At 64.5% G+C, this 23,690-nt stretch carries 25 protein-coding genes and 2 pseudogenes; 21 read left to right on the top strand and 6 right to left on the bottom strand.

Going from position 1 to position 23,690, the window contains the following annotated elements:
- Positions 1 to 57: 57 nt before the first annotated feature.
- The 14 genes and pseudogenes from atzF (at position 58) to D6Z43_RS22820 (ending at position 12,889) form a co-directional block, all read left to right on the top strand.
- The gene (atzF, locus tag D6Z43_RS22885) at positions 58 to 1,860 is read left to right on the top strand and encodes an allophanate hydrolase (protein WP_256660908.1); all 1,803 of its coding nucleotides are present in this window, start codon (positions 58 to 60) and stop codon (positions 1,858 to 1,860) included.
- A gap of 2 nt (positions 1,861 to 1,862) precedes the next feature.
- Positions 1,863 to 2,579 (top strand): GntR family transcriptional regulator, encoded by a 717-nt coding sequence (locus D6Z43_RS22880; protein WP_120654304.1) that lies wholly within the window; start codon positions 1,863 to 1,865, stop codon positions 2,577 to 2,579.
- Positions 2,580 to 2,665: 86 nt separating this feature from the next.
- Entirely contained in the window at positions 2,666 to 3,931 is a 1,266-nt protein-coding gene (gene urtA, locus D6Z43_RS22875) for an urea ABC transporter substrate-binding protein (RefSeq protein ID WP_120654303.1), read from the top strand.
- A 208-nt stretch (positions 3,932 to 4,139) separates the two neighbouring features.
- Positions 4,140 to 5,708, top strand: coding sequence for an urea ABC transporter permease subunit UrtB (gene urtB / locus D6Z43_RS22870; protein WP_120655341.1), 1,569 nt, complete (start codon positions 4,140 to 4,142; stop codon positions 5,706 to 5,708).
- Positions 5,708 to 6,796: an urea ABC transporter permease subunit UrtC gene (urtC, locus tag D6Z43_RS22865; RefSeq protein WP_120654302.1), complete on the top strand. Its 1,089-nt coding sequence runs from the start codon at positions 5,708 to 5,710 to the stop codon at positions 6,794 to 6,796. The genes urtB and urtC overlap by 1 nt, the downstream gene beginning before the upstream one ends.
- Entirely contained in the window at positions 6,797 to 7,657 is an 861-nt protein-coding gene (gene urtD, locus D6Z43_RS22860; RefSeq protein WP_120654301.1) for an urea ABC transporter ATP-binding protein UrtD, read from the top strand.
- A 102-nt stretch (positions 7,658 to 7,759) separates the two neighbouring features.
- Entirely contained in the window at positions 7,760 to 8,458 is a 699-nt protein-coding gene (gene urtE / locus D6Z43_RS22855) for an urea ABC transporter ATP-binding subunit UrtE (RefSeq protein ID WP_120654300.1), read from the top strand.
- Positions 8,459 to 8,532: 74 nt separating this feature from the next.
- Entirely contained in the window at positions 8,533 to 9,372 is an 840-nt protein-coding gene (locus D6Z43_RS22850; protein ID WP_120654299.1) for an urease accessory protein UreD, read from the top strand.
- Positions 9,372 to 9,674: an urease subunit gamma gene (gene ureA / locus D6Z43_RS22845; RefSeq protein WP_120654298.1), complete on the top strand. Its 303-nt coding sequence runs from the start codon at positions 9,372 to 9,374 to the stop codon at positions 9,672 to 9,674. Before D6Z43_RS22850 ends, ureA begins: the two co-directional genes overlap by 1 nt.
- A gap of 8 nt (positions 9,675 to 9,682) precedes the next feature.
- Positions 9,683 to 10,183 carry a GNAT family N-acetyltransferase gene (locus tag D6Z43_RS22840; protein ID WP_120655340.1) on the top strand — a complete coding sequence of 167 codons (501 nt, stop codon included), beginning with the start codon at positions 9,683 to 9,685 and terminating at the stop codon, positions 10,181 to 10,183.
- Between the two features lie 4 nt (positions 10,184 to 10,187).
- Positions 10,188 to 10,493 (top strand): urease subunit beta, encoded by a 306-nt coding sequence (locus tag D6Z43_RS28445; RefSeq protein ID WP_021222397.1) that lies wholly within the window; start codon positions 10,188 to 10,190, stop codon positions 10,491 to 10,493.
- Positions 10,494 to 10,574: 81 nt separating this feature from the next.
- Complete coding sequence (ureC, locus tag D6Z43_RS22830) at positions 10,575 to 12,275, top strand: urease subunit alpha (protein ID WP_120654297.1); 1,701 nt, start codon at positions 10,575 to 10,577, stop codon at positions 12,273 to 12,275.
- Positions 12,276 to 12,369: 94 nt separating this feature from the next.
- Positions 12,370 to 12,615, top strand: coding sequence for a type II toxin-antitoxin system Phd/YefM family antitoxin (locus D6Z43_RS22825; RefSeq protein WP_120654296.1), 246 nt, complete (start codon positions 12,370 to 12,372; stop codon positions 12,613 to 12,615).
- A pseudogene (locus D6Z43_RS22820) lies at positions 12,605 to 12,889 on the top strand (type II toxin-antitoxin system RelE/ParE family toxin). The gene D6Z43_RS22825 and the pseudogene D6Z43_RS22820 overlap by 11 nt, the downstream one beginning before the upstream one ends.
- An 8-nt stretch (positions 12,890 to 12,897) precedes the next feature.
- On the opposite strand, the gene D6Z43_RS22815 reads toward D6Z43_RS22820, so the two are convergent.
- Together D6Z43_RS22815 and D6Z43_RS22810 are read right to left on the bottom strand one after the other, a co-directional pair.
- Positions 12,898 to 13,164 (bottom strand): DksA/TraR family C4-type zinc finger protein, encoded by a 267-nt coding sequence (locus tag D6Z43_RS22815; RefSeq protein ID WP_120654295.1) that lies wholly within the window; start codon positions 13,162 to 13,164, stop codon positions 12,898 to 12,900.
- Positions 13,165 to 13,261: 97 nt separating this feature from the next.
- Positions 13,262 to 14,128 (bottom strand): oxaloacetate decarboxylase, encoded by an 867-nt coding sequence (locus D6Z43_RS22810; protein WP_120654294.1) that lies wholly within the window; start codon positions 14,126 to 14,128, stop codon positions 13,262 to 13,264.
- A gap of 192 nt (positions 14,129 to 14,320) precedes the next feature.
- Between D6Z43_RS22810 and D6Z43_RS22805 the strand changes: the two genes are divergently transcribed.
- The 3 genes from D6Z43_RS22805 to D6Z43_RS22795 all read left to right on the top strand — a co-directional run bounded on the left by D6Z43_RS22805 (position 14,321) and on the right by D6Z43_RS22795 (position 15,779).
- The gene (locus tag D6Z43_RS22805; protein WP_120654293.1) at positions 14,321 to 14,767 is read left to right on the top strand and encodes a YqaA family protein; all 447 of its coding nucleotides are present in this window, start codon (positions 14,321 to 14,323) and stop codon (positions 14,765 to 14,767) included.
- Between the two features lie 168 nt (positions 14,768 to 14,935).
- Positions 14,936 to 15,289 carry a DUF6152 family protein gene (locus tag D6Z43_RS22800; protein WP_120654292.1) on the top strand — a complete coding sequence of 118 codons (354 nt, stop codon included), beginning with the start codon at positions 14,936 to 14,938 and terminating at the stop codon, positions 15,287 to 15,289.
- Positions 15,290 to 15,296: 7 nt separating this feature from the next.
- Complete coding sequence (locus tag D6Z43_RS22795) at positions 15,297 to 15,779, top strand: hypothetical protein (RefSeq protein ID WP_120654291.1); 483 nt, start codon at positions 15,297 to 15,299, stop codon at positions 15,777 to 15,779.
- A 37-nt stretch (positions 15,780 to 15,816) separates the two neighbouring features.
- Here D6Z43_RS22795 and D6Z43_RS22790 read toward each other — a convergent pair whose 3' ends face one another.
- Positions 15,817 to 16,086: a PsiF family protein gene (locus D6Z43_RS22790; protein ID WP_120654290.1), complete on the bottom strand. Its 270-nt coding sequence runs from the start codon at positions 16,084 to 16,086 to the stop codon at positions 15,817 to 15,819.
- Positions 16,087 to 16,204: 118 nt separating this feature from the next.
- Between D6Z43_RS22790 and D6Z43_RS22785 the strand changes: the two genes are divergently transcribed.
- The 3 genes from D6Z43_RS22785 to osmE (D6Z43_RS22775) all read left to right on the top strand — a co-directional run bounded on the left by D6Z43_RS22785 (position 16,205) and on the right by osmE (D6Z43_RS22775) (position 18,511).
- Positions 16,205 to 17,470: an Hsp70 family protein gene (locus tag D6Z43_RS22785; RefSeq protein ID WP_120654289.1), complete on the top strand. Its 1,266-nt coding sequence runs from the start codon at positions 16,205 to 16,207 to the stop codon at positions 17,468 to 17,470.
- A gap of 112 nt (positions 17,471 to 17,582) precedes the next feature.
- Positions 17,583 to 17,948 (top strand): osmotically-inducible lipoprotein OsmE, encoded by a 366-nt coding sequence (gene osmE / locus D6Z43_RS22780; RefSeq protein ID WP_120654288.1) that lies wholly within the window; start codon positions 17,583 to 17,585, stop codon positions 17,946 to 17,948.
- Positions 17,949 to 18,172: 224 nt separating this feature from the next.
- Entirely contained in the window at positions 18,173 to 18,511 is a 339-nt protein-coding gene (gene osmE / locus D6Z43_RS22775) for an osmotically-inducible lipoprotein OsmE (protein ID WP_120654287.1), read from the top strand.
- A 46-nt stretch (positions 18,512 to 18,557) separates the two neighbouring features.
- Here osmE (D6Z43_RS22775) and D6Z43_RS22770 read toward each other — a convergent pair whose 3' ends face one another.
- Positions 18,558 to 20,606 carry an AsmA family protein gene (locus D6Z43_RS22770; protein WP_120654286.1) on the bottom strand — a complete coding sequence of 683 codons (2,049 nt, stop codon included), beginning with the start codon at positions 20,604 to 20,606 and terminating at the stop codon, positions 18,558 to 18,560.
- Between the two features lie 284 nt (positions 20,607 to 20,890).
- On the opposite strand from D6Z43_RS22770, the gene D6Z43_RS22765 reads away from it, so the two are divergent.
- Positions 20,891 to 21,145 carry a hypothetical protein gene (locus D6Z43_RS22765; RefSeq protein ID WP_256660907.1) on the top strand — a complete coding sequence of 85 codons (255 nt, stop codon included), beginning with the start codon at positions 20,891 to 20,893 and terminating at the stop codon, positions 21,143 to 21,145.
- A 249-nt stretch (positions 21,146 to 21,394) separates the two neighbouring features.
- Here D6Z43_RS22765 and D6Z43_RS22760 read toward each other — a convergent pair whose 3' ends face one another.
- Entirely contained in the window at positions 21,395 to 22,456 is a 1,062-nt protein-coding gene (locus tag D6Z43_RS22760; RefSeq protein ID WP_120654285.1) for a fatty acid desaturase, read from the bottom strand.
- A gap of 8 nt (positions 22,457 to 22,464) precedes the next feature.
- A pseudogene (locus D6Z43_RS28810) lies at positions 22,465 to 23,575 on the bottom strand (ferredoxin reductase).
- Between the last annotated feature and the right edge of the window lie 115 nt (positions 23,576 to 23,690).

Raw genomic sequence — 23,690 nt, 5'->3', positions numbered from 1 at the left:
TGGCACCAGCCTTGCTCAAGGGAATTCCAACTTGGATACAAGATGGAACTCCAGAGCATGTCCGAAGCCCCTCTCGCCTTCACCCTTTCAGACTGGCAACAGGCCTACCGCGACCAACTGCAACCCGCCGATTTGCTGCACGCCCTGCTCCAGCGCCTCGATGCAGAAGACAACGCCTGGATCAGCCTGGCCAGCGCCGAGCAGCTCGATGCCCAGCTCATCGAACTCGCTGACCTGCTGACCGCTGCCGAAGGCCGGCGTGAGCGCCTGCCCCTCTACGGTGTCCCCTTCGCCATCAAGGACAACATCGACGCCGCGGGCTGGACCACCACCGCCGCCTGCCCGGCCTTCGCGTATGAAGCCATCGACGACGCCCACGTGGTTGCCCGCCTGCGCGCAGCCGGCGCCATCCTCATTGGCAAGACCAACCTCGACCAGTTCGCCACTGGGCTGGTGGGAACCCGCTCGCCCTATGGGGCCGTCGCCAACACCTTCGATCCGGACTACGTCAGCGGCGGCTCCAGTTCAGGCTCCGCCTCGGTCGTGGCGCGCGGCCTGGTGCCCTTTTCCCTCGGCACCGATACCGCCGGCTCCGGCCGCGTGCCAGCGGGTTTCAACAACATCGTCGGGCTGAAACCCACCAAGGGCTGGCTGTCCAACGCCGGTCTGGTGCCGGCCTGCCGCACCATCGACTGCATCTCGGTGTTCGCCTTGACGGTGGCCGACGCGGAAACCGTCGCGCGCATTGGTGGCGGTTACGACGCCCGCGACCCGTACTCCCGGCAAAACCCCAACAGCAATCCGGTCGGCGTGTCCGCGAGGCCAAAGCTGGCAGTGCCGGACACCCTGGAATTCTTCGGTGACGAGCAGACCCGTGCCGTCTTCGAGGCCGCGCTGGACAAACTTCGTACCCTCGGCGCCGAGATCACCCCAATCGACTTCAGCCCCTTCCGCCAGTTGGCCGCGCAGCTCTACCAGGGTCCCTGGGTGGCCGAACGCACCGTGGCGGCCGGCGCCATCTTCAGCGATCAGCCCGATGCCATGGATCCGGTGGTGCACGGCATTCTCGCCAACGGCCTGAACTACAGCGCCTGCGACGCCTACCGCGCCGAATACCTGCGTGCCGAACTGGCGCGCCAGATCAACCTGGCCCTCGAACCCTTCGACGCCCTGGTGGTGCCCACCTCGCCGACCATCCGCCGCATCGCCGAGATGGCCGAAGAGCCGGTACTGTTCAACGCCCAGTTCGGCACCTACACCAACTTCACCAATTTCTCCGACCTCGCCGCCCTGGCCCTGCCCGCCGGGTTCCGGGCCGATGGCCTGCCGGCCGGCATCACCCTGCTCGCCCCAGCCTGGCACGACGCCGCGCTAGCCGACTTCGGCAAACGCTGGCAAGCCAGCCTCGGCCTGCCACTGGGCGCCACTGGACGCGTGCTGCCGCCCCTGGCGCCCGCGAGCCAGGCGCCAGGATGTGTCCGCGTTGCGGTGGTCGGCGCCCACCTCACAGGCATGCCGCTGAACTTCCAGCTCACCGCCCGAAACGCCGTGCTGGTGGAAGAAACCCGCACCGCTACCGACTACCGCCTGTTCGCCCTGCCCGGCACCGTGCCGCCCAAACCAGGTCTGGCGCGCAGACCGGATGGCGCCGCGCTGATCGTCGAGCTCTGGGACATCCCGCTGGCGCGCTTCGGCGAGTTCGTCGCCGAAATCCCGCCGCCGCTGGGCATCGGCAACCTGCAGCTGGAAGACGGTCGCTGGGTGAAGGGCTTCATCTGCGAGCCCTACGCACTGGAAGGCGCCCGCGACATCACCGGCTTCGGTGGCTGGCGCGCCTTTATCGCCAGTCAGCAGCGCTGACCATGCAACTCGCCAGCACCAGCAACGGGCGCCAGGAGCGCCCCGACAGCCTGGCCGGACGCATCTACGCCCGACTCAAGGAGGACATCAGCGAGTTCCGCCTGCTGCCCGGCGACCGCTTCAGCGAAGGCGATATAGCCGAGCGCATGGCCGCCAGTCGTACGCCGGTGCGCCAGGCCCTGCATCGTCTGGAGCGCGAGGGCTACCTGGAAGTGCGCTTTCGCAGCGGCTGGCAGGTGAAGGCGTTCGACTTCGATCACTTCGAAGAGCTGTACGAACTACGCATCGTCCTGGAACTGGAGGCCGTACGTCGCCACTGCTGCCGCCCCACTGGCGAGCAACCCGAGGCACTGCAACGGCTCAGTCGCACCTGGATGGTGCAACCGCGACCGGACGACGGCTTCGAAGTGTCGCGCCTGGACGAGGATTTTCATTGCCAGTTGGTGGAAGCCGCAGGCAATCGCGAGATGGCCCGTATCCACCGTGAAGTCAGCGAAAAGATCCGCATCATCCGGCGCCTGGACTTCACCCAGACACCTCGTGTCGACGCCACCTACGTCGAACACGCCGCAATTCTCCAGGCCATCACGCACCGCCGCTGCGAAGAGGCACAGCAATTGCTGAGGACCCATATCGAAACCAGCAAGGCCGAAGTACGCAAGATCACCCTGCACATGTTGCACAGCGCTCGGCAGAGACCGCAGCCCGCCCAAGGGTGACGAGGAAGCCCCTTTGAATACTGCCCGGACACCAAACCAATAAACGCAGTTATTTCAAAAACTTGGATAAGAACGGAGATCGACCCATGCAACGTCGCAGCCTGATCAAGGCGTTCACCCTTTCCGCATCCATCGCCGCCATGGGCATGTCCTGGACTATTCAGGCGGCCGAGACCATCAAGGTCGGCATCCTGCACTCCCTCTCCGGCACCATGGCGATTTCCGAGACCTCGCTCAAAGACATGGCGCTGATGACCATCGACGAGATCAACGCCAAGGGCGGCGTCAACGGCAAGCAACTCGAGCCGGTGGTGGTGGACCCTGCGTCCAACTGGCCGCTGTTCGCCGAGAAGGCCCGCCAGCTGCTGACCAAGGATAAGGTGGATGTGGTCTTCGGTTGCTGGACCTCGGTATCGCGCAAGTCCGTGCTGCCAGTCTTCGAGGAGCTCAACGGGCTGCTCTTCTACCCGGTGCAGTACGAGGGTGAAGAACTCTCCCCCAACGTCTTCTACACCGGCGCCGCGCCGAACCAGCAAGCCATTCCGGCCGTCGAGTACCTGATGAGCGAAGACGGCGGCAGCGCCAAGCGCTTCTTCCTGCTGGGCACCGACTACGTCTACCCGCGCACCACCAACAAGATCCTGCGCAGCTTCCTGCATAGCAAGGGTATCGCCGACAAGGACATCGAAGAGGTCTACACCCCCTTCGGCCACAGCGACTATCAAACCATCGTCGCCAACATCAAGAAGTTCTCCGCTGGCGGCAAAACCGCAGTGATCTCCACCGTCAACGGCGACTCCAACGTGCCCTTCTACAAGGAACTGGCCAACCAGGGCCTGGAAGCCACCGACGTACCGGTGGTGGCCTTCTCGGTGGGCGAGGAAGAACTGCGCGGCATCGACACCAAACCGCTGGTGGGCCACCTGGCCGCCTGGAACTACTTCGAGTCCGTGGATAACCCGGTCAACGGCAAGTTCGTCGAGCAGTGGAAGGCCTATGCGAAAGCCAAGAACCTGCCCAACTACCAGACTGCGGTGACCAACGACCCGATGGAGGCCACCTACGTAGGCATCCATATGTGGGCGCAGGCCGTGGAGAAAGCCGGCACCACCGATGTGGACAAGGTCCGCGAAGCCCTGGCCGGCCAGTCCTTCGCCGCGCCGTCCGGCTACACCCTGACCATGGACAAGACCAACCACCACCTGCACAAGCCGGTGATGATCGGCGAGATCCAGGAAGACGGTCAGTTCTCCGTGGTCTGGCAGACCGAAGGCCCGCTGCGCGCTGAGCCCTGGAGTCCCTTCATCCCCGGCAACGACAAGAAGCCGGACTATGCGGTGAAGAGCAACTGAGCTGAATGAGGTTGTCCGGGACACCGTGCCGAACCAGGTTCCCTCCCCCCTAGCCCCTCTCCCGGAGGGAGAGGGGAATCGTTCGGAGCCTCGGGGAAACACGGCGCCCGGCACCACGTCACCCCTCTCCCCCTGGGAGAGGGGCCGGGGGTGAGGGAAGTGTCAGTCGGCACAGCCCTCTACTCGCGCAATGAACCAGGACCATCCCATGCCCTCCGCCTTCTACCGAATCCTCCTCGCCCTGGCCCTGCTGCTTCCCCTCGAAGCACTGGCTGGCGACGCCAACGACTTCGCCGCGGCCAATCCGGCGCAGCAGGCGAAACTGCTGGAGCGCTGGGCCGCCGAGCCCGACGCCGCGCGCCAGCCGCTACTGGATGCCCTGCAGCAGGGCCGCTTCGCCATCGACGCCAAACAGGCCTTCCTCGAACAGGACGGTGCCTTCATCGCCGCCGAAGGTGATGCTGCTGCCGTCGGAACGCCGAAGAAGCTGCGTCTGAACAACCGCCTACGCGGCCTGCTGATCACCGCCCAAGCCAGCCACCAGTTGCTCGCCGCCGAACCCGCCGCGCGCCTGGAAGCCGCTCGTCAATTGCAGAAGAGCGCCAAGCCCGCGCAACTGCCATTGCTCAACCAGCGCATGGTGGCCGAAGAAGATACCGGCGTACGCGACGCCATCAGCCTCGCCCTGGCCAACCTGCAGCTGGTCGACCCCGATCCTGCCATCCGCCTCAACGCCGTGCGCCTGCTCGGCGAAACCGGCGACCCGCTGGCCCGCACCCGTCTCGAAACCCTGCTCGACCCGAGCGTGGAAACCGATGCTGGCGTACGCACCGCCGCCGAAACCAGCCTGGCCCAGGTCAAGCGCCGGCTGCTGGTGGGCGAGCTACTCGGCCAGGCCTTCAGCGGCCTGTCGCTGGGTTCCATCCTGCTGCTCGCGGCCCTCGGCCTGGCCATCACCTTCGGTCTGCTCGGGGTGATCAACATGGCCCACGGCGAAATGCTGATGCTCGGTGCCTACACCACCTACATGGTGCAACTGGGCTTCCAGCACCTGGCGCCGGAAATGCTCGCGCTCTATCCGCTGGTGGCGCTGCCGGTGGCCTTCTTCGTCACCGCCCTGGTGGGCATGGCGCTGGAGCGCACGGTGATCCGCCACCTCTATGGCCGTCCGCTGGAAACCCTGCTGGCGACCTGGGGCATCAGCCTCATCCTGATCCAGCTGGTTCGCGTGATCTTCGGTGCGCAGAACGTCGAAGTGGCCAACCCCACCTGGCTGTCCGGGGGGATGCAGGTGCTGCCCAACCTCGTGCTGCCGTACAACCGCATCGTGATCATCGGCTTCGCCCTGTTCGTGGTGGTCCTGACCTGGCTGCTGCTGAACAAGACCCGCCTGGGCCTCAACGTGCGTGCCGTCACCCAGAACCGCAACATGGCCGCCTGCTGCGGCGTGCCCACTGGCCGCGTGGACATGCTCGCCTTCGGCCTCGGCTCCGGTATCGCCGGCCTTGGCGGCGTCGCCCTGTCGCAGATCGGCAACGTCGGCCCTGACCTTGGCCAGGGCTACATCATCGACTCGTTCCTGGTAGTGGTGCTGGGTGGCGTCGGCCAGCTTGCTGGCAGCGTCCTGGCTGCCTTCGGTCTCGGCGTGGCGAACAAGATCCTCGAACCGCAGATCGGTGCCGTGCTGGGCAAGATACTCATCCTGGCGCTGATCATTCTCTTCATACAGAAGCGCCCGCAGGGCCTCTTCGCACTGAAAGGCAGGGTGATCGACTGATGACTCAACCACTCAACCAGACCCTGCTTGCCCGCGCCACGGCCACCCTCGGCCCACGCACCTCGCTGGCCATCGGCGCGGTGGTGCTTGCCCTACTGCTGGCCATGCCATTGCTGCACCTGCTGCCGGCGGACAACCCGCTGCAAGTCTCGGCCTACACCCTGACCCTGGTGGGCAAGATCCTCTGCTACGCCATAGTCGCCCTCGCCCTGGACCTGGTCTGGGGCTACGCGGGGCTCCTGTCCCTCGGCCACGGGCTGTTCTTCGCCCTGGGCGGCTATGCCATGGGCATGTACCTGATGCGCGAAGCCGCCGGCGACGGCCTACCGGCCTTCATGAGCTTCCTCGCCTGGACCGAGCTGCCCTGGTACTGGGCCGGCACCCAGCACTTCCTCTGGGCCATGTGCCTGGTGGTGTTGGCGCCAGGCTTGCTGGCGCTGGTGTTCGGCTTCTTCGCCTTCCGTTCGCGGATCAAGGGCGTGTACTTCTCGATCATGACCCAGGCGCTGACCTTCGCCGGCATGCTGCTGTTTTTCCGTAACGAAACCGGCTTCGGCGGCAACAACGGCTTCACCGACTTCAAGCGCATCCTCGGCTTCGACGTTACCGCGCCGGGCACCCGCGCGGTGTTGTTCCTGGCGACGGTGGCGCTACTGGTGGGCAGCCTGCTGCTCGGCTGGCGTCTGGCCCGGAGCAAGTTCGGCCGCGTGCTCACGGCGTTGCGCGACGCCGAGAACCGCCTGATGTTCTGCGGCTACGACCCGCGTGGTTACAAGCTGTTCATCTGGGTGCTGTCCGCTGTGCTCTGCGGGCTGGCCGGTGCGCTTTATGTACCCCAGGTGGGCATCATCAATCCCAGCGAGATGTCGCCCACCAACTCTATCGAAGCGGCCGTGTGGGTCGCCCTCGGCGGTCGCGGCTCGCTGATCGGTCCACTGCTCGGCGCCGGCCTGGTCAACGGCATGAAGAGCTGGTTCACCGTAGCCTTCCCCGAGTACTGGCTGTTCTTCCTCGGCGCCCTGTTCATCCTGGTCACCCTCTATCTGCCCAAGGGCGTGATTGGCCTGGTCAAACGGGGAGAAAAGTAAATGCGTGCAGCTCCGGTACCCGAACTCATGCTCGAACCCGCCTTCGATCCCAACCGCGACGCCGGCAGCGGCCGCGATGCTCTGGGCCTTGGCCATGTCGCCGGCCAAGGCCTGGACGTGCGCCACGGCACCATCCTCACCCTGGAAGACATCAGCGTCAGCTTCGATGGCTTCAAGGCGCTGCGCGATCTCAACCTCTACATCGGGGTCGGTGAGCTGCGCTGCATCATCGGCCCCAACGGCGCGGGCAAAACCACGCTGATGGACGTGATCACCGGCAAGACACGACCCGACACCGGCAAGGCCTGGTTCGGCGAAACACTCGACCTCACCCGCATGAGCGAAGTTGAAATCGCCCAGGCCGGCATCGGCCGCAAGTTCCAGAAGCCCACCGTGTTCGAGGCGCTCTCGGTGTTCGAGAACCTGGAGCTGGCGCAGAAGACCGACAAATCCGTCTGGGCCAGCCTGCGGGCGAAGCTCACCGGCGAGCAGAAGGACCGCATCGACGAAGTGCTCGCGGTGATCCGCCTGGAAGCCTCGCGCAATCGCCCGGCCGGCCTGCTCTCCCACGGCCAGAAGCAGTTCCTCGAGATCGGCATGCTGCTGATGCAGGACCCGCAACTGCTACTGCTCGACGAGCCGGTGGCAGGCATGACCGATGCCGAAACCGAGTTCACCGCCGAGCTGTTCAAGAGCCTCGCCGGCCAGCATTCGCTGATGGTGGTGGAGCATGACATGGGCTTCGTCGGCTCAATCGCCGACCACGTCACCGTGCTGCACCAGGGCCACGTCCTGGCCGAAGGCTCGCTGGCCGACGTGCAAGCCAACGAACAGGTGATCGAGGTCTACCTCGGTCGCTGAAGAAACAACACTCGTAGGGTGGATGACGCTTTTCTCAACCACCGCCTTGCAGGGTGGATCGATGAAGCGCGATCCACCCTACGCAAAGACAAGGACATCGACATGCTGACAGTCGACAAGCTCCACCAGTACTACGGCGGCAGCCACATCCTTCGCGGCCTGTCGTTCGACGTGAAGATCGGTGAAGTCACCTGCCTGCTCGGGCGCAACGGGGTGGGCAAGACCACCCTGCTGAAATGCCTGATGGGCCTGATTCCGGCCAAGGAAGGTGCGGTGAACTGGGAAGGCCGCGCCATCACCGGTTTCAAGCCGCACCAACGGGTACATGCGGGCATCGCCTACGTGCCCCAGGGCCGCGAAATCTTCCCGCGCCTGACGGTGGAAGAGAACCTGCTGATGGGCCTTTCCCGCTTTCCCGCCGGCCAGGCCAAGGCGGTGCCGGAATCCATCTACGAGCTCTTTCCCGTGCTGCGGGAGATGAAGCACCGCCGCGGCGGCGACCTCTCCGGCGGCCAACAGCAGCAACTCGCCATCGGCCGCGCCCTGGCCAGCCAGCCGCGCCTGTTGATACTCGACGAGCCCACCGAAGGCATCCAGCCCTCGGTGATCAAGGAGATCGGCGCGGTGATCAGGAAGCTCGCCGAGCGCGGCGACATGGCCATCCTGCTGGTGGAGCAGTTCTACGACTTCGCCGCCGAACTGGCCGATCAGTACCTGGTGATGAGCCGGGGCGAAATCGTCCAGCAGGGGCGCGGAGAAAACATGGAAGCCGAGGGCGTGCGGGGCCTGGTGACCATATGATGTGCCCCTGCCAACAACTTCGCACCGCGTGGGTTACGTCGCTTCGCGACTAACCCACCCTACAAGAACGACTTATGAACGCACCTGCCGACACAGCCCTCTTCACCCCCAGTTGGCACGCCGAACTGGAGCTGGCCTATGCGCTCGATGGAGCTACCACGCGCCCAGTGCAGCGCCGTCACAAGGGCCCTCTGCGGGTACAGAAGCACCTGCATGCCGAAGGCCCGCAAGTGTGCCAGCACATCATCGTCCACCCACCCGGCGGCATTGCCGGCGGCGACCGCCTGGACATCTCCGCACGCGCTGGCAAAGGCGCCTGGGCGCAGCTCACCAGCCCCGGCGCGGCCAAGTGGTATCGCGCCGCCAGTCCGGCCTTCCAGCAAGTCGAACTCAACGTCGAGTCCGGCGCCACGCTGGAATGGCTGCCCCAGGAAACCATCGTCTTCTCGGGTGCCAAGGCCGAGCTTTCCACCCGCATCGAACTGGCCGACGACGCCCGCCTGTTCTATTGGGACATGGTCGCCCTCGGCCGCCCCGCTGCCCGCGAACGCTTCGTCGAAGGCCACTTCCAGGCGCATCTGGATATCCACCGTAATGGCACCCTGATCTGGCATGAACGCCAGCGCGTCGAAGGTGCCGACGGCCTGCTCGACTCCCCCATCGGCCTTGCCGGCCATCCGGTGTTTGCCACCCTGATCGTTACCGGCGAGATCGACTCCAACCTGCTCGAACGTTGCCGCGAACTCCCCTGTGCAGGGCGCGGCGACCTGACCCAATTGCCCGGCCTGCTGGTGGCCCGCTGCCTCGCCTCCGAGGCACTGCACGCCCGCGCCTGGCTGATCGACCTCTGGCGCCTGTTGCGCCCTGCCTTGCTCGGCCGCGAGGCCGCGCCTCCTCGCATCTGGAGTACCTGATGGACCTCACCCCAAGAGAGAAAGACAAGCTGCTGATCTTCACCGCTGGCCTGGTGGCCGAACGACGCCTGGCCCGTGGCCTGAAGCTCAACTACCCGGAAGCCATGGCGTTCATCTCCGCCGCCCTGCTGGAAGGTGCCCGCGACGGCCAGACCGTGGCCGAGCTGATGCACTTCGGCACCACCCTGCTCGCCCGTGACCAGGTGATGGAAGGCGTGCCGGAGATGATCCCGGAGATCCAGATCGAGGCCACCTTCCCCGACGGCACCAAGCTGGTGACCGTGCACCAGCCAATTGCGTGACCACTGCCATGACTTACGACATTCGCGATGCCATCGAGGCTGACCTCCCCGGCATCCTCGCCATCTACAACGACGCCGTGGAGAACACCACGGCGATCTGGAACGAAACCCTGGTCGATCTGGCCAACCGCTGCGCCTGGCTGGCCGACCGAGCGGCTGCAGGCTTCCCGGTGCTGGTGGCAGTGAACGCGGCGGGCGATGTACTCGGCTACGCCAGCTACGGCACCTGGCGCACCATCGAGGGCTTCCGCCACACCGTGGAGCACTCGGTCTACGTGCACGGTGACCAGCGCGGCCAGGGCCTCGGGCCAGCGCTGATGCAGGCGCTGATCGAACGCGCCCGCAAGGCTGGCCTGCACGTGATGGTCGCCGCCATCGAGAGCGAGAACGCCGCCTCCATCCGCCTGCACGAACGCCTCGGCTTCGTCACCACCGGGCAGATGCCCCAGGTGGGCCGCAAGTTCGAGCGCTGGCTCGACCTCACCTTCATGCAACTCATCCTGGAGTGACCTGATGATCCCCGGCGAATACCAGATCCAGGACGGCGAGATCGAACTCAACGCCGGCCGCCGCACCCTGACCCTCTCCGTGGCCAATACCGGTGACCGGCCGATCCAGGTCGGCTCCCACTACCACTTCTTCGAAACCAACGATGCGCTCGCCTTCGACCGTGCGGCCGCACGCGGCATGCGCCTGAACATCCCGGCCGGCACCGCCGTGCGCTTCGAGCCCGGCCAGAGCCGCGAGGTGGAACTGGTCGACCTGGCCGGTTTACGCCGCGTGTTCGGCTTCGCCGGCCGGGTGATGGGCGACCTCTAACACAACCCTCCTCTCCCTCCGGGAGAGGGGCTGGGGGTGAGGGTAGACCCGCCCCGCATGGAATCAACGGAAGCACTGACGATGAAAATCAGCAGACAAGCCTATGCCGACATGTTCGGCCCCACCGTCGGCGACAAGGTGCGCCTGGCCGATACCGACCTGTGGATCGAAGTCGAGAAGGACTTCACCACCTACGGCGAAGAAGTTAAGTTCGGCGGCGGCAAGGTGATCCGCGACGGTATGGGCCAGGGCCAGTTGCTGGCCGCCGATGTGGTCGACACCCTGATCACCAACGCGCTGATCATCGACCACTGGGGCATCGTCAAGGCCGACGTCGGCCTCAAGGACGGCCGCATCGCCGCCATCGGCAAAGCCGGCAACCCGGACATCCAGCCCGACGTCACCATCGCCGTTGGCGCCAGCACCGAGGTGATCGCTGGCGAGGGCATGATCCTCACCGCCGGCGGCATCGACACCCACATCCACTTCATCTGCCCGCAGCAGATCGAAGAGGCGCTCATGAGCGGCGTCACCACCATGATCGGCGGCGGTACGGGCCCGGCCACCGGCACCAACGCCACCACCTGCACCTCGGGGCCGTGGCACATGGCGCGCATGCTCCAGGCCGCCGACGCCTTCCCGATGAACATCGGCTTCACCGGCAAGGGCAACGCCAGCCTGCCGGAGCCGCTCATCGAGCAGGTGAAGGCCGGCGCCATCGGCCTCAAGCTCCATGAAGACTGGGGCACCACGCCGGCAGCCATCGACAATTGCCTGTCGGTCGCCGACCAGTACGACGTACAGGTGGCCATCCATACCGACACCCTGAACGAGTCCGGCTTCGTCGAAACTACCCTTGGCGCGTTCAAGGGCCGCACCATCCACACCTATCACACCGAAGGCGCCGGCGGCGGCCACGCCCCGGACATCATCAAGGCCTGCGGCTTCTCCAACGTGCTGCCCAGTTCGACCAACCCGACCCGGCCCTTCACCCGCAACACCATCGACGAGCACCTGGACATGCTCATGGTCTGCCATCACCTGGACCCGAGCATCGCCGAGGACGTGGCCTTCGCCGAAAGCCGCATCCGCCGCGAGACCATCGCCGCCGAAGATATCCTCCACGACCTTGGCGCCTTCAGCATGATCAGCTCCGACAGCCAGGCGATGGGGCGCGTAGGCGAAGTCATCACCCGCACCTGGCAGTCCGCCGACAAGATGAAGAAACAGCGCGGCGCCCTGCCCGAAGACGCGCCCGGCAACGACAACTTCCGCGCCAAACGCTACATCGCCAAGTACACCATCAACCCGGCCATCACCCACGGCATCAGCCATGAAGTGGGCTCGATCGAAGTAGGCAAGTGGGCGGACCTGGTGCTCTGGCGCCCGGCCTTCTTCGGCGTGAAACCGACGCTGATCCTCAAGGGCGGCGCCATCGCCGCGAGCCTGATGGGCGACGCCAACGCCTCGATCCCCACGCCGCAACCCGTGCACTACCGCCCGATGTTCGCCAGCTACGCCGGCAGCCGTCACGCCACCAGCATCACCTTCATCAGCCAGGCGGCATTCGAAGCGGGCATCCCCGAACAATTGGGATTGAAGAAGCAGATCGGCGTGGTGAAGGGCTGCCGCGACGTGCAAAAAAAGGACCTGATCCACAACGGCTATGCGCCGACCATCGAAGTCGACCCGCAGAACTACCAGGTGAAAGCAGACGGCCAACTCCTCTGGTGCGAACCGGCGGACGTGCTGCCGATGGCGCAGCGGTACTTCCTGTTCTGACTCACGAAGTCAACGCAACTCCCAGACCAACCTGTGGCTTGAGTAAGCGCCATAAAAAGACCAGGATTTGGCTCCCTATATAGGAGCCAAATTCATGCAGAGCGTTCTTGCCAATGTTGCCGTCAGCGTATCCGAGCTGAAGAAAAACCCTTCAGCCGTAGTGTCCGGTGCGAAAGGTGCCCCGGTGGCTGTTCTCAATCACAACAAGGTCATGGCCTACATGGTTCCGGCTGAAACCTTCGAAGCGCTGATGGACTATCTGGACGATCAGGATCTTGCCGAGATAGTCCGCAGCCGTGCCCACGAGAAGGGAGTTAAAGTCAGCCTCGATGATCTATGAACTGGAGTTCCTGCCTTCGGCGCTGAAGAAATGGCGCAAGCTCGGCGATACCGTCCGGGAGCAATTCAAGTAGAAGCTGAAACAGCGGTTGCAACGACCGCGAGTACCGGGCGATGCCCTTCACGGCATGCCTGACTGCTTCAAGATCAAGCTCCGCACTGCCGGGTATCGGTTGGTGTACCGGGTCGAAGATCAGCGAATCACAGTGGTCGTGATCAGCGTCGGCAAGCGTGAGCGCGGGCTGGTCTACAGCAAAGCGCAGGATCGACTCTAGATATCGCCCTACCGCAACTGACTGTCCTTGCTCCCCCGCCGGTTGTACCCGGTAAAGGCCGCATTTTCCTTGTCGTGTTCGGTCTGGCAGGCGACGCACAGGTGCACGCCGGGGATCGCCTTGCGGCGGGCTTCGGGGATAGGGGCGTCGCACTCCTCGCAGTGCGTCAGGCTTTCGCCCTTCGGCAACTGGCTGCGCGCGCGCTGGATGGCATCTTCGATAGTGCTGTCGATCTGTTCCTGGACGGCGCCATCGCCGGCCCAACCGCTGGCCATGCTGACCTCCCGCTTGCTCAAGGCTCTGTGGAAGATTTGGGCTTTCTTCCGGCCTTTTGCAAGGGGGGCGGTCGTCAGGCGACAAGTGGAGGTCGCGCTACTCCTTCACGTCCATGAACTCCTCGGCCCAGATGATGTAGTCCTCGGGCAAGGTGTACTTGTGGGTGAGTTCGGTGGCGGTAAGTTCGGTGCCGGTGGCTACCTGGCGCTGCTCGCGCAGGCAGTCGTAGGTCGCCTTGATGGCGGCGAAGTAGGCAGCGTGTCCATTGACCACGATGCGCACGCCAAGGCGGGCGAGGCGCTCGTTGTCACGCAGTTTGGGGTTGCCGTACGTGACCAGCATCAGCGGAATGCTCAAGTGCTCGGCGATCTTTTCCAGATGCTCGAAGTCAGCCACGCCGACCATGCAGATGCCATCTGCGCCGGCAGCCTCATAGGCCTTGGTGCGCTTGATCACTTCGTCGGTACTGAGCACACCGGCGTGGGTGCGGGCGATGATCGCCAGGTCCGGATCGACGCGCGCCTCCAGGGCAGCGCGGATCTTGCCGACGCCCTCTTCCACCGGGATCAGGTCGGTGGACTTGCGGCCGAACTGGGCCGGCAGCAGGGTGTCTTCGATGGTCAGTGCGGCGATGCCGGCACGCTCCAGTTCGACCACGGTACGCATCACGTTGAGGGCGTTGCCGTAGCCGTGGTCGGCGTCGGCGATGACCGGCAGGCGCGAAACGCGGCCGATGCGGGTGGCCTGTTCGACGAACTCGCTGAGCGTGATCAGGGCGAAGTCAGGCGCGGCGAGCACCTGCAGGGACGCAACCGAGCCACCGAGAATGCCGACTTCGAAACCGAGGTCAGCAGCGATGCGGGCGGACATGGGGTCGAACACCGAAGCGGTGTGATAACAGGAATCCGAGTCCAGCAGCGCACGAAAGGCCGTGCGCAACTCGTGATGAGAAGCTCTACGCATAAAGGGCACCAAAGATCAGAAGGGGGTCAGAATGAAGCCGGCTCCGTAACTCTGGAGTCGACGCCCCCGTTTTTCCATTGTCAGACTGCGCCCATTCTAACGGATCAGTCTTTCAATTCGCTTAAGCGCCACCCGACTTGTCCGGCACTTCGTCGGCCGCCACACTGACGCCCCCTTTTTCGAGACGCTGCCGTGCTGGCACTCACCGCCTACCTGGGCCTGTTCCTGTCCGCCTTCGGCGCCGCCACCCTGCTCCCCCTGCAATCAGAAGCCGTGCTGGTCGGACTTCTGCTGGGCAAGGCCCATCCGGCCTGGGCGCTGGTGGCGGTAGCAACCTTCGGCAATGTATTGGGCTCGCTGGTGAACTGGTGGCTGGGACGCTACCTGGAGCACTTCCGCGAACGCCGCTGGTTCCCGGTAAAGCCGGCGCAGATGGAACGGGCTCAGGCCTTCTACCACCGCTACGGGCGCTGGTCGCTGCTGCTGGCCTGGGTACCGGTGATCGGCGATCCACTGACCCTTGTGGCCGGGGTGATGCGGGAATCCTTCTGGGTGTTCCTGGCGCTGGTGACGCTGGCCAAAGCGGGGCGTTACCTGGTGCTGACGTCTCTGACTCTGGGCTGGATGGGGATGCCGTAGGGGGATCACGCTTCACCGATCCGGCAATCCGCTGTGGGAGCGATTTCAATCGCGAAGGAATTCGCTCCCGCAGTTGCTCAGCGACCATTGTGTTTCGGGAAACTGCCCCGGCGGCGATTAATCCATAGAGCGCCTACGCTTTCCGGGTCGCTGCCTGGAGGCCACCCAATGAGAAAGCTCACCCTGCTGATCGCCTTCTTCGCCCTGGTACTCGGCGCCACCGCTGCCTTAGCCCATCACGGCTGGAGCTCCTATGACGCCGGCAAGACGCTGACCATCGAGGCGCCGGTCAAGGAACTCTCCTACCGCAATCCCCATGCGCATATCACCATCGACTACGAAGGCCGTGAATGGCACGTGGTGCTGGCGCCCATCAGCCGCATGGCGGCGCGAGGATTACCGGAAGCGGACCTGCTCCCCGGCAAGCGGGTGAGCATTATCGGGTACCCACGCAAGGACGGCACGGCGGAGATCCGCGCGGAGCGAGTGATCGTCGACGGACGCACGGTGGAGCTGCGCTGAGGCGGTGATGGAGTTCGTCCTGCCCTGGGCGGAACAGCTGGAGGCCTCGCCCTTTGGCACGCTGATGCGCGAGTCCACGCTGTTCTACCCGGCGGCCAACCTGCTGCACCTGCTCGGGCTGGTGATGTTGCTCGGCTCGATGCTGCTGCTCGATCTGCGCCTGCTCGGACTTGCCCGCGAAGTGCCGCTGCAGGAGACGTCGCGCCGCCTGACACCGATCGGAATTGCCGGGTTGCTGCTCCTGCTGTTTACCGGTTTCTGCCTGTTCGCCGCCGACGCGGGGCCACTGTTGGGGAACTGGCTGCTGCAACTCAAGCTGCTGCTGGTCGCCGTGGGAGTCGTCAACGCCTTGCTGTTCCGCGCTCTGTGGAGCGCACGGCTGGTGGACTGGGACCAGCAGCCACCCGCTGGCGGGCGGCTGCAGGTGGCGCTGTCGATACTGATCTGGTGCGGGGTAATGTCGGCAGGCCGGTTACTGGCGTACATCTAGCCAGTTCGATGTCGGGAAGCTGGCGTCGAGGCTTGCGCTAGTCCTTCTTCAGGCACTGGCTCATGAAAGCCTTGCGCTCGTCACCTTTCAGGGTCTTTTCCGAAGCGTCCTTGTTGCAGGCCGTCATGCGCTCCTGCTGGGTCATCTTCAGGCACTTGCTCATGAAGGCCTTGCGCTCGTCGCCCTTGAGGGACTTGGCCGAGGCGTCGGCGTTGCAGGTTTTCATCTTTTCCTGCTGGGTAGCGGCGAAGCCCTGGCCGGCGGCCAGCAGGGCGATGAACATCACGGGCAGGCATAGTTTCTTCATGGAAGGGTCTCCCTGTTTATCCACAGGAGGGAAGTCTAGCCAGCGCGACGAACTGTGCCGGACAACCTGATTCCGCTCGCGTAAACTGCTCGGCCGTTTTTTTCGGAACACCCGCGACATGAGCAACGTCCTCTCCGCCCAGGCCCTGGGCATCGACTTCGGAACCTCCAACTCCACCGTCGGATGGTGGCGCCCGGATGTGGAGCCGCTGATCGCCCTGGAGGACGACAAGTTCACCCTGCCTTCGGTGGTTTTCTTCAACACCGAGGAACGCCGCCCGGCCTATGGCCGCCAGGCCCTGCACGAATACCTGGAAGGCTATGAAGGCCGCCTGATGCGCTCGCTGAAGAGCCTGCTGGGCTCGCCGCTGCTCAAGAGCGAAACCACGGTGCTGGGCAGCGCCCTGCCCTTCAAGGACCTCCTTGGCCTGTTCATCGGCCAGCTCAAGCAGCGCGCCGAAACAGCTGCCGGCCACGAGTTCGAGCAGGTGGTACTGGGTCGCCCGGTGTTCTTCGTGGATGACGATCCGGAGGCCGATCAGGAAGCCCAGAACACCTTGGTGGCCGTGGCGCAGAAGCTCGGCTTCAAGGATGTGTCCTTCCAGTTCGAACCCATCGCTGCTGCGTTCGACTACGAGCGAGAAATCGAGCGTGAGGAACTGGTGCTGATCGTCGACATCGGCGGCGGTACCTCGGACTTCTCCCTGGTACGCCTCTCGCCCGAGCGCCGTGAAGTGGCCGATCGCCAGGACGACATTCTCGCCACCGGCGGCGTGCACATCGGCGGCACCGACTTCGACAAGCAACTCAGCCTGCAAGGCGTGATGCCGCTGTTCGGCTATGGCAGCCGCATGAAGAGCGATGCGCTGATGCCCACCAGCTACCACCTTAACCTGGCTACCTGGCACACCATCAACGCCGTGTACGCCCAGAAGGCGCAACTGGCGCTGAAGAACATGCGCTACGACATCGTCGACGCGACCGGCATCGACCGCCTCTTCAGCCTGATCGAGCAGCGCGCCGGCCACTGGCTGGCGATGCAGGTGGAAGACAGCAAGATCGAGCTGACCGAGGGCGAGAACCGCCGCATCGACCTGACACGTATCGAACCCGGCCTGGACGTGATGCTGACCCGCGCGCTGTTCGAGAGCGCCATCGACGACCTCCTGGTGCGTATCCGCGCCAGTGTCGATGCCCTGCTGAACCAGGCCGGCGTGCGAGCCGACCAGGTCGACACCCTGTTCTTCACCGGTGGCTCCAGCGGCATTCCGGCGCTGCGCCAGAGCGTGGCGGCGATGCTGCCCAATGCCCGCCAGGTGGAAGGCAACCTGTTCGGCAGCATCGGCAGCGGCCTGGCCATCGAAGCGAAGAAACGCTACGGCTGAGCATTCAACGGCGAACCGGGACACCCCATCGACAGAGCAGGTAGTTTTTCAACTGCCTGCTAGGCTCAACCCCATCGCGGGGCGAGCCCGCGCCAGATAGGGAAGTTCTGCCATGAGCAAGCAAGCGTTGCTGCTGGCCTGCGCCCTGGCCTCGATGGCCGGCTGCGCCAGCAAGTTGGAAAACCCCACCGACTACTACACCTACCGCGACCAGCCGCTGGTCAAGCAGGTCGAAGAAGGCATGACCGAATCGCAGGTGCGCAACATCGGCGGCCCGCCATCGTCGTCTGCCCGTCGCAAGGTCAATGCCGGTATCTGCAACGATTACATCCTCAACCAGGACGGCCACCAGCAGGCGTACCACGTCAGCTTCGACGGCAGCGGCCGGGTCGAGGAAAAGGGCTTCATGACCTGCCAGCAACGCGAGCAGGCCGAGCGCGAGAAGGCCCAGAAGCAGGCGGAACACGACGGTTATTGATCGGCCTTATCGCTACCGAACGGTGGCATCGGGCAATTCGCCATCAGATCTCCTGAAAGCCTCGCCCGCCGGGGCTTTCAGTCCCTCCTCCAGGCATTTCGCCAGCTGCTGGCGCAATGCCGTCCATCGCCTGCTTCGCCTACCGGCGAACTCGGGCGAACTCTCCCCAGTTTCCGATGATCCAAGCGCTGTGTTTCAACAGCGTTAACCCATGAGGACCCATGATGTACAAGCAAGCGCTTGTCATGGCTTGTGCCCTGGCATCGATGGCGGGCTGCGCCAGCAAGATCGAAAACCCCACCGACTATCTCACCTTCCGCAACCAGCCTCTGGTGGAGGAAGTCGAACCCGGAATGAGCCGGCAGCAGGTGCTGATCATCGGTGGGCGTCCCTCTTCAGTCGTCCAGCGCAGCGTGCACCCGGGTTCCTGCAACAACTACATCCTCAATGAAGAAGGGCACCAACAGCCCTATCACATCAGCTTCGACAGCACCGGCCGCGTACGTCACAAGGGCTTCATGACCTGCGGCCAGCGTGAGCAGGCGGAGCGCGATCAGCTTTGAGGCCGGCCCGGCAAACGCATCAGCGAGTCCTCGGTAAAGCGTCCGCCTAACGCTTGTGCATCTGCTGCAACAGGGGCTGGCACGCATTACCCTCGCCGCCTCCGGCCGCCGGCGCCACCAGCGCCAGCAAGGCAGCTGCCGGCGCTACCGCCACACCCAACGCCAGCATGCCCGCCCCGCGCACCACCAACGGCACTGTCTGCACCCCGGCCTGGGGATTCTTGAAGGTGCCGCGCACGTAGAGTGGCGAACGCAGCGAGAATACCCGCATGCCCTTGGAATCCGGATTGACGCTGAGGTCCAGGCGCTCGTTGCGGAAGTTGGCATTGCCGTCGATCCGCACCAGTGCATTCTCGGTGTCGAAGACGAACAGGCGCGGGGTCATCAGGCCGTCCTTCAGGCCCAGGTCTGCCGCCGCGCAATTGATCTTCACTTCCTCGTCGCCGAACAGCCGCCCCACCAGGTAATTGCCCATATTGAGCCCGGCGATCTCCATCAGGTTGCGGCTGATGGTGCCGTCGTTGACCAGCATCTGCACATCGCCATTGGCCGTGCCCAGCAGCGCTGCCACCGAGTTTCCGGTGCCGGAAAGGTCCGCCGTGCCGTTCAGTTCGCCCAGGCTGTTGCGCATAGCCTGGACATTGGGGAACAGCGCCTTGAGCTTGAAGTGCCGCGCCTTGATCTGCGCCCTGCCAGTCAGTGGCATGCGTCGCCCGTCGAGACGGATCGTGGAATCCAGGTCGCCACCAGCTACGCCAAAGCGCAGAGGTGCAAGGCTGAGCAGGCCGTCATCGAGCAGCACATGGGTGGAGAGGTCGGTGAAGGGCAGCTTCTCGCTGTGCTGGATGCGCTTGCCGGTGAAATTCACATCGGCATCCATTGCCCGCCAGCGTTCGGTGCGGAATTCCTCCACCGGCAGCACCTTGTCCGTCGGCTGCCGCGTAGTGACGCCACGCGCCTGCTGACCCGCCCGTGAATCAGCGCCGATCAGTGGGCCGAGATCGGCGAAGCGTAGCTGTTCCGAAGTCAGGGTGCCGGAGAGCTTGGGCCGGGGCTGGCTGGCGACATACGTGAGATCGCCATGGATATCGCTACCGCCAATGCGACCGTTGAACCCCTGGTAGTGGAACTTCGCCCCACCGGGTTCTTGCAGTTGGGCCACCAGCCGGCCGTCGGTGGAGTAAGCCGGAGTTTCCGGCAGCGTGACGCCCGTCAGCGGATAGAGCTGGGCGAGGCTCTTGCCGGAAAGCTGCAGACGCAGGTCGAGGGCGCCGAGCTCGCGCGGGTCAGTCAAGGTTCCCAGCAAGGCGATGCGAGTGTCGCCGGCCTTGATTTCAGCCTGCAGCGGGAATGGCAGGTCGGCATTCTGCAACGCCAGCAAGCCACCCGCCTTGCCCTTGCCATCCAGCGGCTGACTCTTGTAACTGCCCTTCGCCTGCCAGCCGAAGGCGTAGTCCTGAGCGGTGGTCGCCGCCGGCCGGGCTCCCTTGGCCGGCAGCAGCTCACTGAACGGAATGGGCTTGCCCAGTGGATCGATGAGAATGTCGAGCCGGGTGCCGGTCTGGGCGTCATCCACCTTGACCTGGCCCTTGTCGAAGCCAATGGTGCCGATATCCAGGCTCCAGCTGGAGCCCTGCTGCTGTCCGTCCTGCGGCTTTTCCGGCAGCTCGAAGGTCCAGTTATTACGGCCATCCGACAGGCGCCGGACGCTGGCCTTGGGGCTACCCAGATCGATGCGCGGGATGCTCAGCTGCTGCCAGAGCAGCGGCAGCGGCGCGACACGGAACTCCACCCGTTCCAGCGTGACGAAGTCGCCCCCCTTGGCCCATTCGGGATTCCCCAGGTGCAGCTTCTCGGCCACGAAATGCGGCCAGGGCAACAGGGCACGCCAGCCCCCCTCACCTTCCTCGCGCTGCCAGATGACGCTGAGATCGCCTTCGATGGCGAACTCCCGCCCCAGCTCGGCGGATACACGCTGGTTGAGTGCCGGTTTGATGCGGTTCCAGTCGAAGGTGGCAACCAGCACCAGCAAGGCCGCCAGCAGCAGCGCCAATGCCAGGACCGTCCTGGCCAGGATGCGAAGACCTCGCGTCATGCACTTCTCCCCGTTGCTCACGGCAGCCGCTCGCGGGCCACGTGATCTCCATGCCTTATCGACCTGCGAATGTGCCGAGATGCTCCATCGAACGCATCGCTTCTATTGCCGCCTATTCCGCCCACTTGCCTGCAAGTTGGCGCAAGGCATTGATTATAAAAGGCTCCACAGAACATTAACGGCGTTGATGTTCCCTATCTAGAGTGATCACTTTTTAATCGAATCCCCGTCCGTAGAATTGGCTCCGTACCCCGCTTCCAGCCCCCTTCGAGGAGCCCACGATCATGAAAACCCAAGCCTTCGCCGCCCTGTTCATCGCCGCCCTGAGCACCAGCGCTTTCGCCCTGCCGGCCGCTTTCCAGCCAGTACTGGGTGAATCGAAGGAAGGTTCCAGCATCCAGGTCATCGAGCCGGTTGCAGTGGAAGGCGGCTTCATGGTCCTGGACCGCGTGGCTGAGGGTGGCTCTGATCGCACCAATGCCCTGCGCGTTGCCGAAGGTGGCGCCGATCGCCTGCCACAAGCCCAGCGCATCAGTTGATCGCAGTACGCGGTAAACCCTCAAAGCCCGGCGGATGCCGGGCTTGTTGTTTGTGGATATCCGCAATCTGTAGGGGCGAGTTCATTCGCCAAGCGGACCGCAGGTTCGCCCTTGGGCGCCAGAGCGGCCACAACCGTTCCTCACTCCCAACCCTTCTCCCAGAGGGAGAGGGAAGCGCCTGCCGTTTGGCTTCGTTCCTCGGCGGAGCGCCGCCCGACCCAACCCACAAGCACGTGTTCACTTGCGAACTCAGGCCAACCGGTACTTCCAGATGCGCTTCATCACGCTGCCGAACTGCACCGACAAACGACCGCTGTTGTAATCCTGCCCATATCGCCGGGCGATCTCCCGCACCTGCTTGGCCATCTCGGAATAACGCCGCGCCGGCAGGTCGGGGAACAGATGGTGTTCGATCTGGTGACTGAGGTTGCCGGTGAGGATATGGAACAACGGGCCACCTTCCAGATTGCTGGAGCCGCGCAGTTGGCGCAGGTACCAGTGACCACGACTTTCCCCTTCCAGCACGTCGGCGGGGAAGACCGCCGCGCGCTCAGTGAAGTGGCCGCAGAAAATCACGGTAAAAGTCCACAGGTTGCGGATCAGGTTGGCCAGTAGATTCCCCACGAGCACCGCCGTCACGCTCCCTCCCACCAGCAACGCCAGGAGCGGAAAAGCCAGGTAATCCTTCACCGATTGGCGCAGTACCTTGGCATTGAACTGGCGCAGTAGCGGGCGCAATTCATCGGCGCTCATACGGCCCTTGACGTACTGATCCAGGCGCAGGTGCTGCACGGCTACCGAGTACTGGAACAGCACAGCCTGCAACGCCACCCACAATGGTTGCCAGCGGTAGAAGGGCTTCCAGCGCTGCTCGGGAAACAGCCGCACCACGCCATAGCCCACGTCATCATCCATGCCGAGCACGTTGGTGTAGCTGTGGTGGATGTGATTATGGGTATGTCGCCAGAAGTCGGAAGGCCCGGCGATATCCCATTCATAGCGGGTGCCGCGCAGCTCCGGGTCGTTCATCCAGTCGTACTGGCCATGCATGACGTTATGACCAAGCTCCATGTTTTCGAGGATCTTGCCCAGCCCGAGCAGGGCCACGCCCAGCAGCCAGCTGGGTGGGAACCAACCGAGCAGCAGCAAGACGCGCCCGCTCCAGCAGCAGAAACGCACAGCCGCACGGATGCGGCGAATGTAGCGGGCATCGGCTTCGCCCAGGTCGTCCAGGGTGCGCTGGCGCAAGTCGTCCAGCTCAACGCCGAAGGCATCCAGCTCGGCAGGGGTAAGTTCGCGGTCGCTTCGCATCACAAGTCCTAGAGTTCCAATTCCACATCGCCCACCGGCGCGCTGACGCAGAGGCGGATCGGCAGACCCGGCCCGGCTGTCACAGCGCCGGTGCGCAGGTCTCGCACGCTGCCGGCCAGCAGCTGGCAGGTGCATCCCGCGCAGATGCCCTGGCGGCAGCCATGGGGCGGGCGCAAACCGTGGGATTCGGCCTGTTCCAGCAGATTGACGGCGCTGCTGCCGGGCAACTCCCGATGCGACCGGGCAAAACGCAGGCGCACTGCTGTGCCAATCCCGACCGCGGGCGCCGGAGGCGTGAAGGCCTCCAGTTGCAGGCTGCCGTCGCGGGGCAATGCCTGCCACCAGTCGCGAACGCCCGCCACGAAACCATGCGGCCCGCAAGCCAGCAGGCTGTGGGCCGGCCACCCGGCCAGATGATCCGCCCGGAAGCGCCCCATCAGCTCATCGGCCAAGGGTGGAGGGTGCCTCGCCGCTGATAGCCCAGCGCACCTGAAGGTTGGGATGGCGCCGCATCAGTGCCTGCAGTTCTTCGCTGAAGGCGCGCTGACTGCGCCGACGCACGTAGTGCAACAGTGTCACCGGCGCACTGAAGCCACGGGCCAGCGCCTGGCGCAGCAGGCCGAGCAAGGGGGTGATGCCCGAGCCGGCGGCCAGTAGCAATACGGAAGCCGCGTCGCTCGGCCAAGCCAGTTCACCCTGGGCCGGTTCCAGCTCCAGCACGTGGCCCACCTCCAGCCGATCCAGCAACCCGTTGGAAAGGCGTCCACCCGGTTGGCGTTTCACCGCCAGTTCGATGCGTCCGTCCACCTCCGCCGCCAGCAGGCTATAGCTGCGTCCATGACGTACGCCATCCAGCTCCTGGTAAAGCCGCACATGCTGGCCGGGTCGCCAGCCGTGCGCATTGCCATTGGTGCGCAGGCCGAGGGCGAGCATGTCGTCGGCCACCCAGCGACGGGACTCGACGCGGGCGAACACCCGGTTCAGTCGCAGGACCGGATGAGCGCGGCGCAGCAGGCAATCCAGTTCGGACTCCTGCAACCACCCTCCGGCGACCAGCGCACGCAGAGGCCAGAGCGCAGGGCCGAAACGGCGCGCCAGGGATAGGGACAAAAGGGGCATGGACAGACTCTAGTGAACAGTTGTGCACTAGGCTGCATGAAGAGACGAATTACAGTCAACACATGTTCACTGAAGCGGGTTCGACGCCCCCAAAGCGCTTTTGCTAGAGTGCGCC

This window comes from Pseudomonas sp. DY-1 (assembly GCF_003626975.1).
GTDB lineage: Bacteria > Pseudomonadota > Gammaproteobacteria > Pseudomonadales > Pseudomonadaceae > Metapseudomonas.
The sequence above is the reverse complement of the archived record's forward strand: the minus strand, read 5'-3'. Positions and strand labels throughout refer to the sequence as shown.

Bases quoted from the DNA above. Each gene is read 5' to 3' on its own strand.
- D6Z43_RS22795 (WP_120654291.1), top strand. From the start codon at position 15,297: ATGGAGTTCGTCCTGCCCTGGGCGGAACAGCTGGAGGCCTCGCCCTTT.
- osmE (WP_120654287.1), top strand. From the start codon at position 18,173: ATGTACAAGCAAGCGCTTGTCATGGCTTGTGCCCTGGCATCGATGGCG.
- osmE (WP_120654288.1), top strand. From the start codon at position 17,583: ATGAGCAAGCAAGCGTTGCTGCTGGCCTGCGCCCTGGCCTCGATGGCC.
- D6Z43_RS22800 (WP_120654292.1), top strand. From the start codon at position 14,936: ATGAGAAAGCTCACCCTGCTGATCGCCTTCTTCGCCCTGGTACTCGGC.
- urtC (WP_120654302.1), top strand. From the start codon at position 5,708: ATGACTCAACCACTCAACCAGACCCTGCTTGCCCGCGCCACGGCCACC.
- D6Z43_RS22840 (WP_120655340.1), top strand. From the start codon at position 9,683: ATGACTTACGACATTCGCGATGCCATCGAGGCTGACCTCCCCGGCATC.
- D6Z43_RS22815 (WP_120654295.1), bottom strand. From the start codon at position 13,164: ATGGCCAGCGGTTGGGCCGGCGATGGCGCCGTCCAGGAACAGATCGAC.
- D6Z43_RS22765 (WP_256660907.1), top strand. From the start codon at position 20,891: ATGAAAACCCAAGCCTTCGCCGCCCTGTTCATCGCCGCCCTGAGCACC.
- D6Z43_RS22790 (WP_120654290.1), bottom strand. From the start codon at position 16,086: ATGAAGAAACTATGCCTGCCCGTGATGTTCATCGCCCTGCTGGCCGCC.
- ureA (WP_120654298.1), top strand. From the start codon at position 9,372: ATGGACCTCACCCCAAGAGAGAAAGACAAGCTGCTGATCTTCACCGCT.
- atzF (WP_256660908.1), top strand. From the start codon at position 58: ATGTCCGAAGCCCCTCTCGCCTTCACCCTTTCAGACTGGCAACAGGCC.
- D6Z43_RS28445 (WP_021222397.1), top strand. From the start codon at position 10,188: ATGATCCCCGGCGAATACCAGATCCAGGACGGCGAGATCGAACTCAAC.
- D6Z43_RS22770 (WP_120654286.1), bottom strand. From the start codon at position 20,606: ATGACGCGAGGTCTTCGCATCCTGGCCAGGACGGTCCTGGCATTGGCG.
- D6Z43_RS22760 (WP_120654285.1), bottom strand. From the start codon at position 22,456: ATGCGAAGCGACCGCGAACTTACCCCTGCCGAGCTGGATGCCTTCGGC.
- D6Z43_RS22785 (WP_120654289.1), top strand. From the start codon at position 16,205: ATGAGCAACGTCCTCTCCGCCCAGGCCCTGGGCATCGACTTCGGAACC.
- urtB (WP_120655341.1), top strand. From the start codon at position 4,140: ATGCCCTCCGCCTTCTACCGAATCCTCCTCGCCCTGGCCCTGCTGCTT.
- urtE (WP_120654300.1), top strand. From the start codon at position 7,760: ATGCTGACAGTCGACAAGCTCCACCAGTACTACGGCGGCAGCCACATC.
- D6Z43_RS22825 (WP_120654296.1), top strand. From the start codon at position 12,370: ATGCAGAGCGTTCTTGCCAATGTTGCCGTCAGCGTATCCGAGCTGAAG.
- D6Z43_RS22810 (WP_120654294.1), bottom strand. From the start codon at position 14,128: ATGCGTAGAGCTTCTCATCACGAGTTGCGCACGGCCTTTCGTGCGCTG.
- urtA (WP_120654303.1), top strand. From the start codon at position 2,666: ATGCAACGTCGCAGCCTGATCAAGGCGTTCACCCTTTCCGCATCCATC.
- ureC (WP_120654297.1), top strand. From the start codon at position 10,575: ATGAAAATCAGCAGACAAGCCTATGCCGACATGTTCGGCCCCACCGTC.
- D6Z43_RS22850 (WP_120654299.1), top strand. From the start codon at position 8,533: ATGAACGCACCTGCCGACACAGCCCTCTTCACCCCCAGTTGGCACGCC.
- urtD (WP_120654301.1), top strand. From the start codon at position 6,797: ATGCGTGCAGCTCCGGTACCCGAACTCATGCTCGAACCCGCCTTCGAT.
- D6Z43_RS22880 (WP_120654304.1), top strand. From the start codon at position 1,863: ATGCAACTCGCCAGCACCAGCAACGGGCGCCAGGAGCGCCCCGACAGC.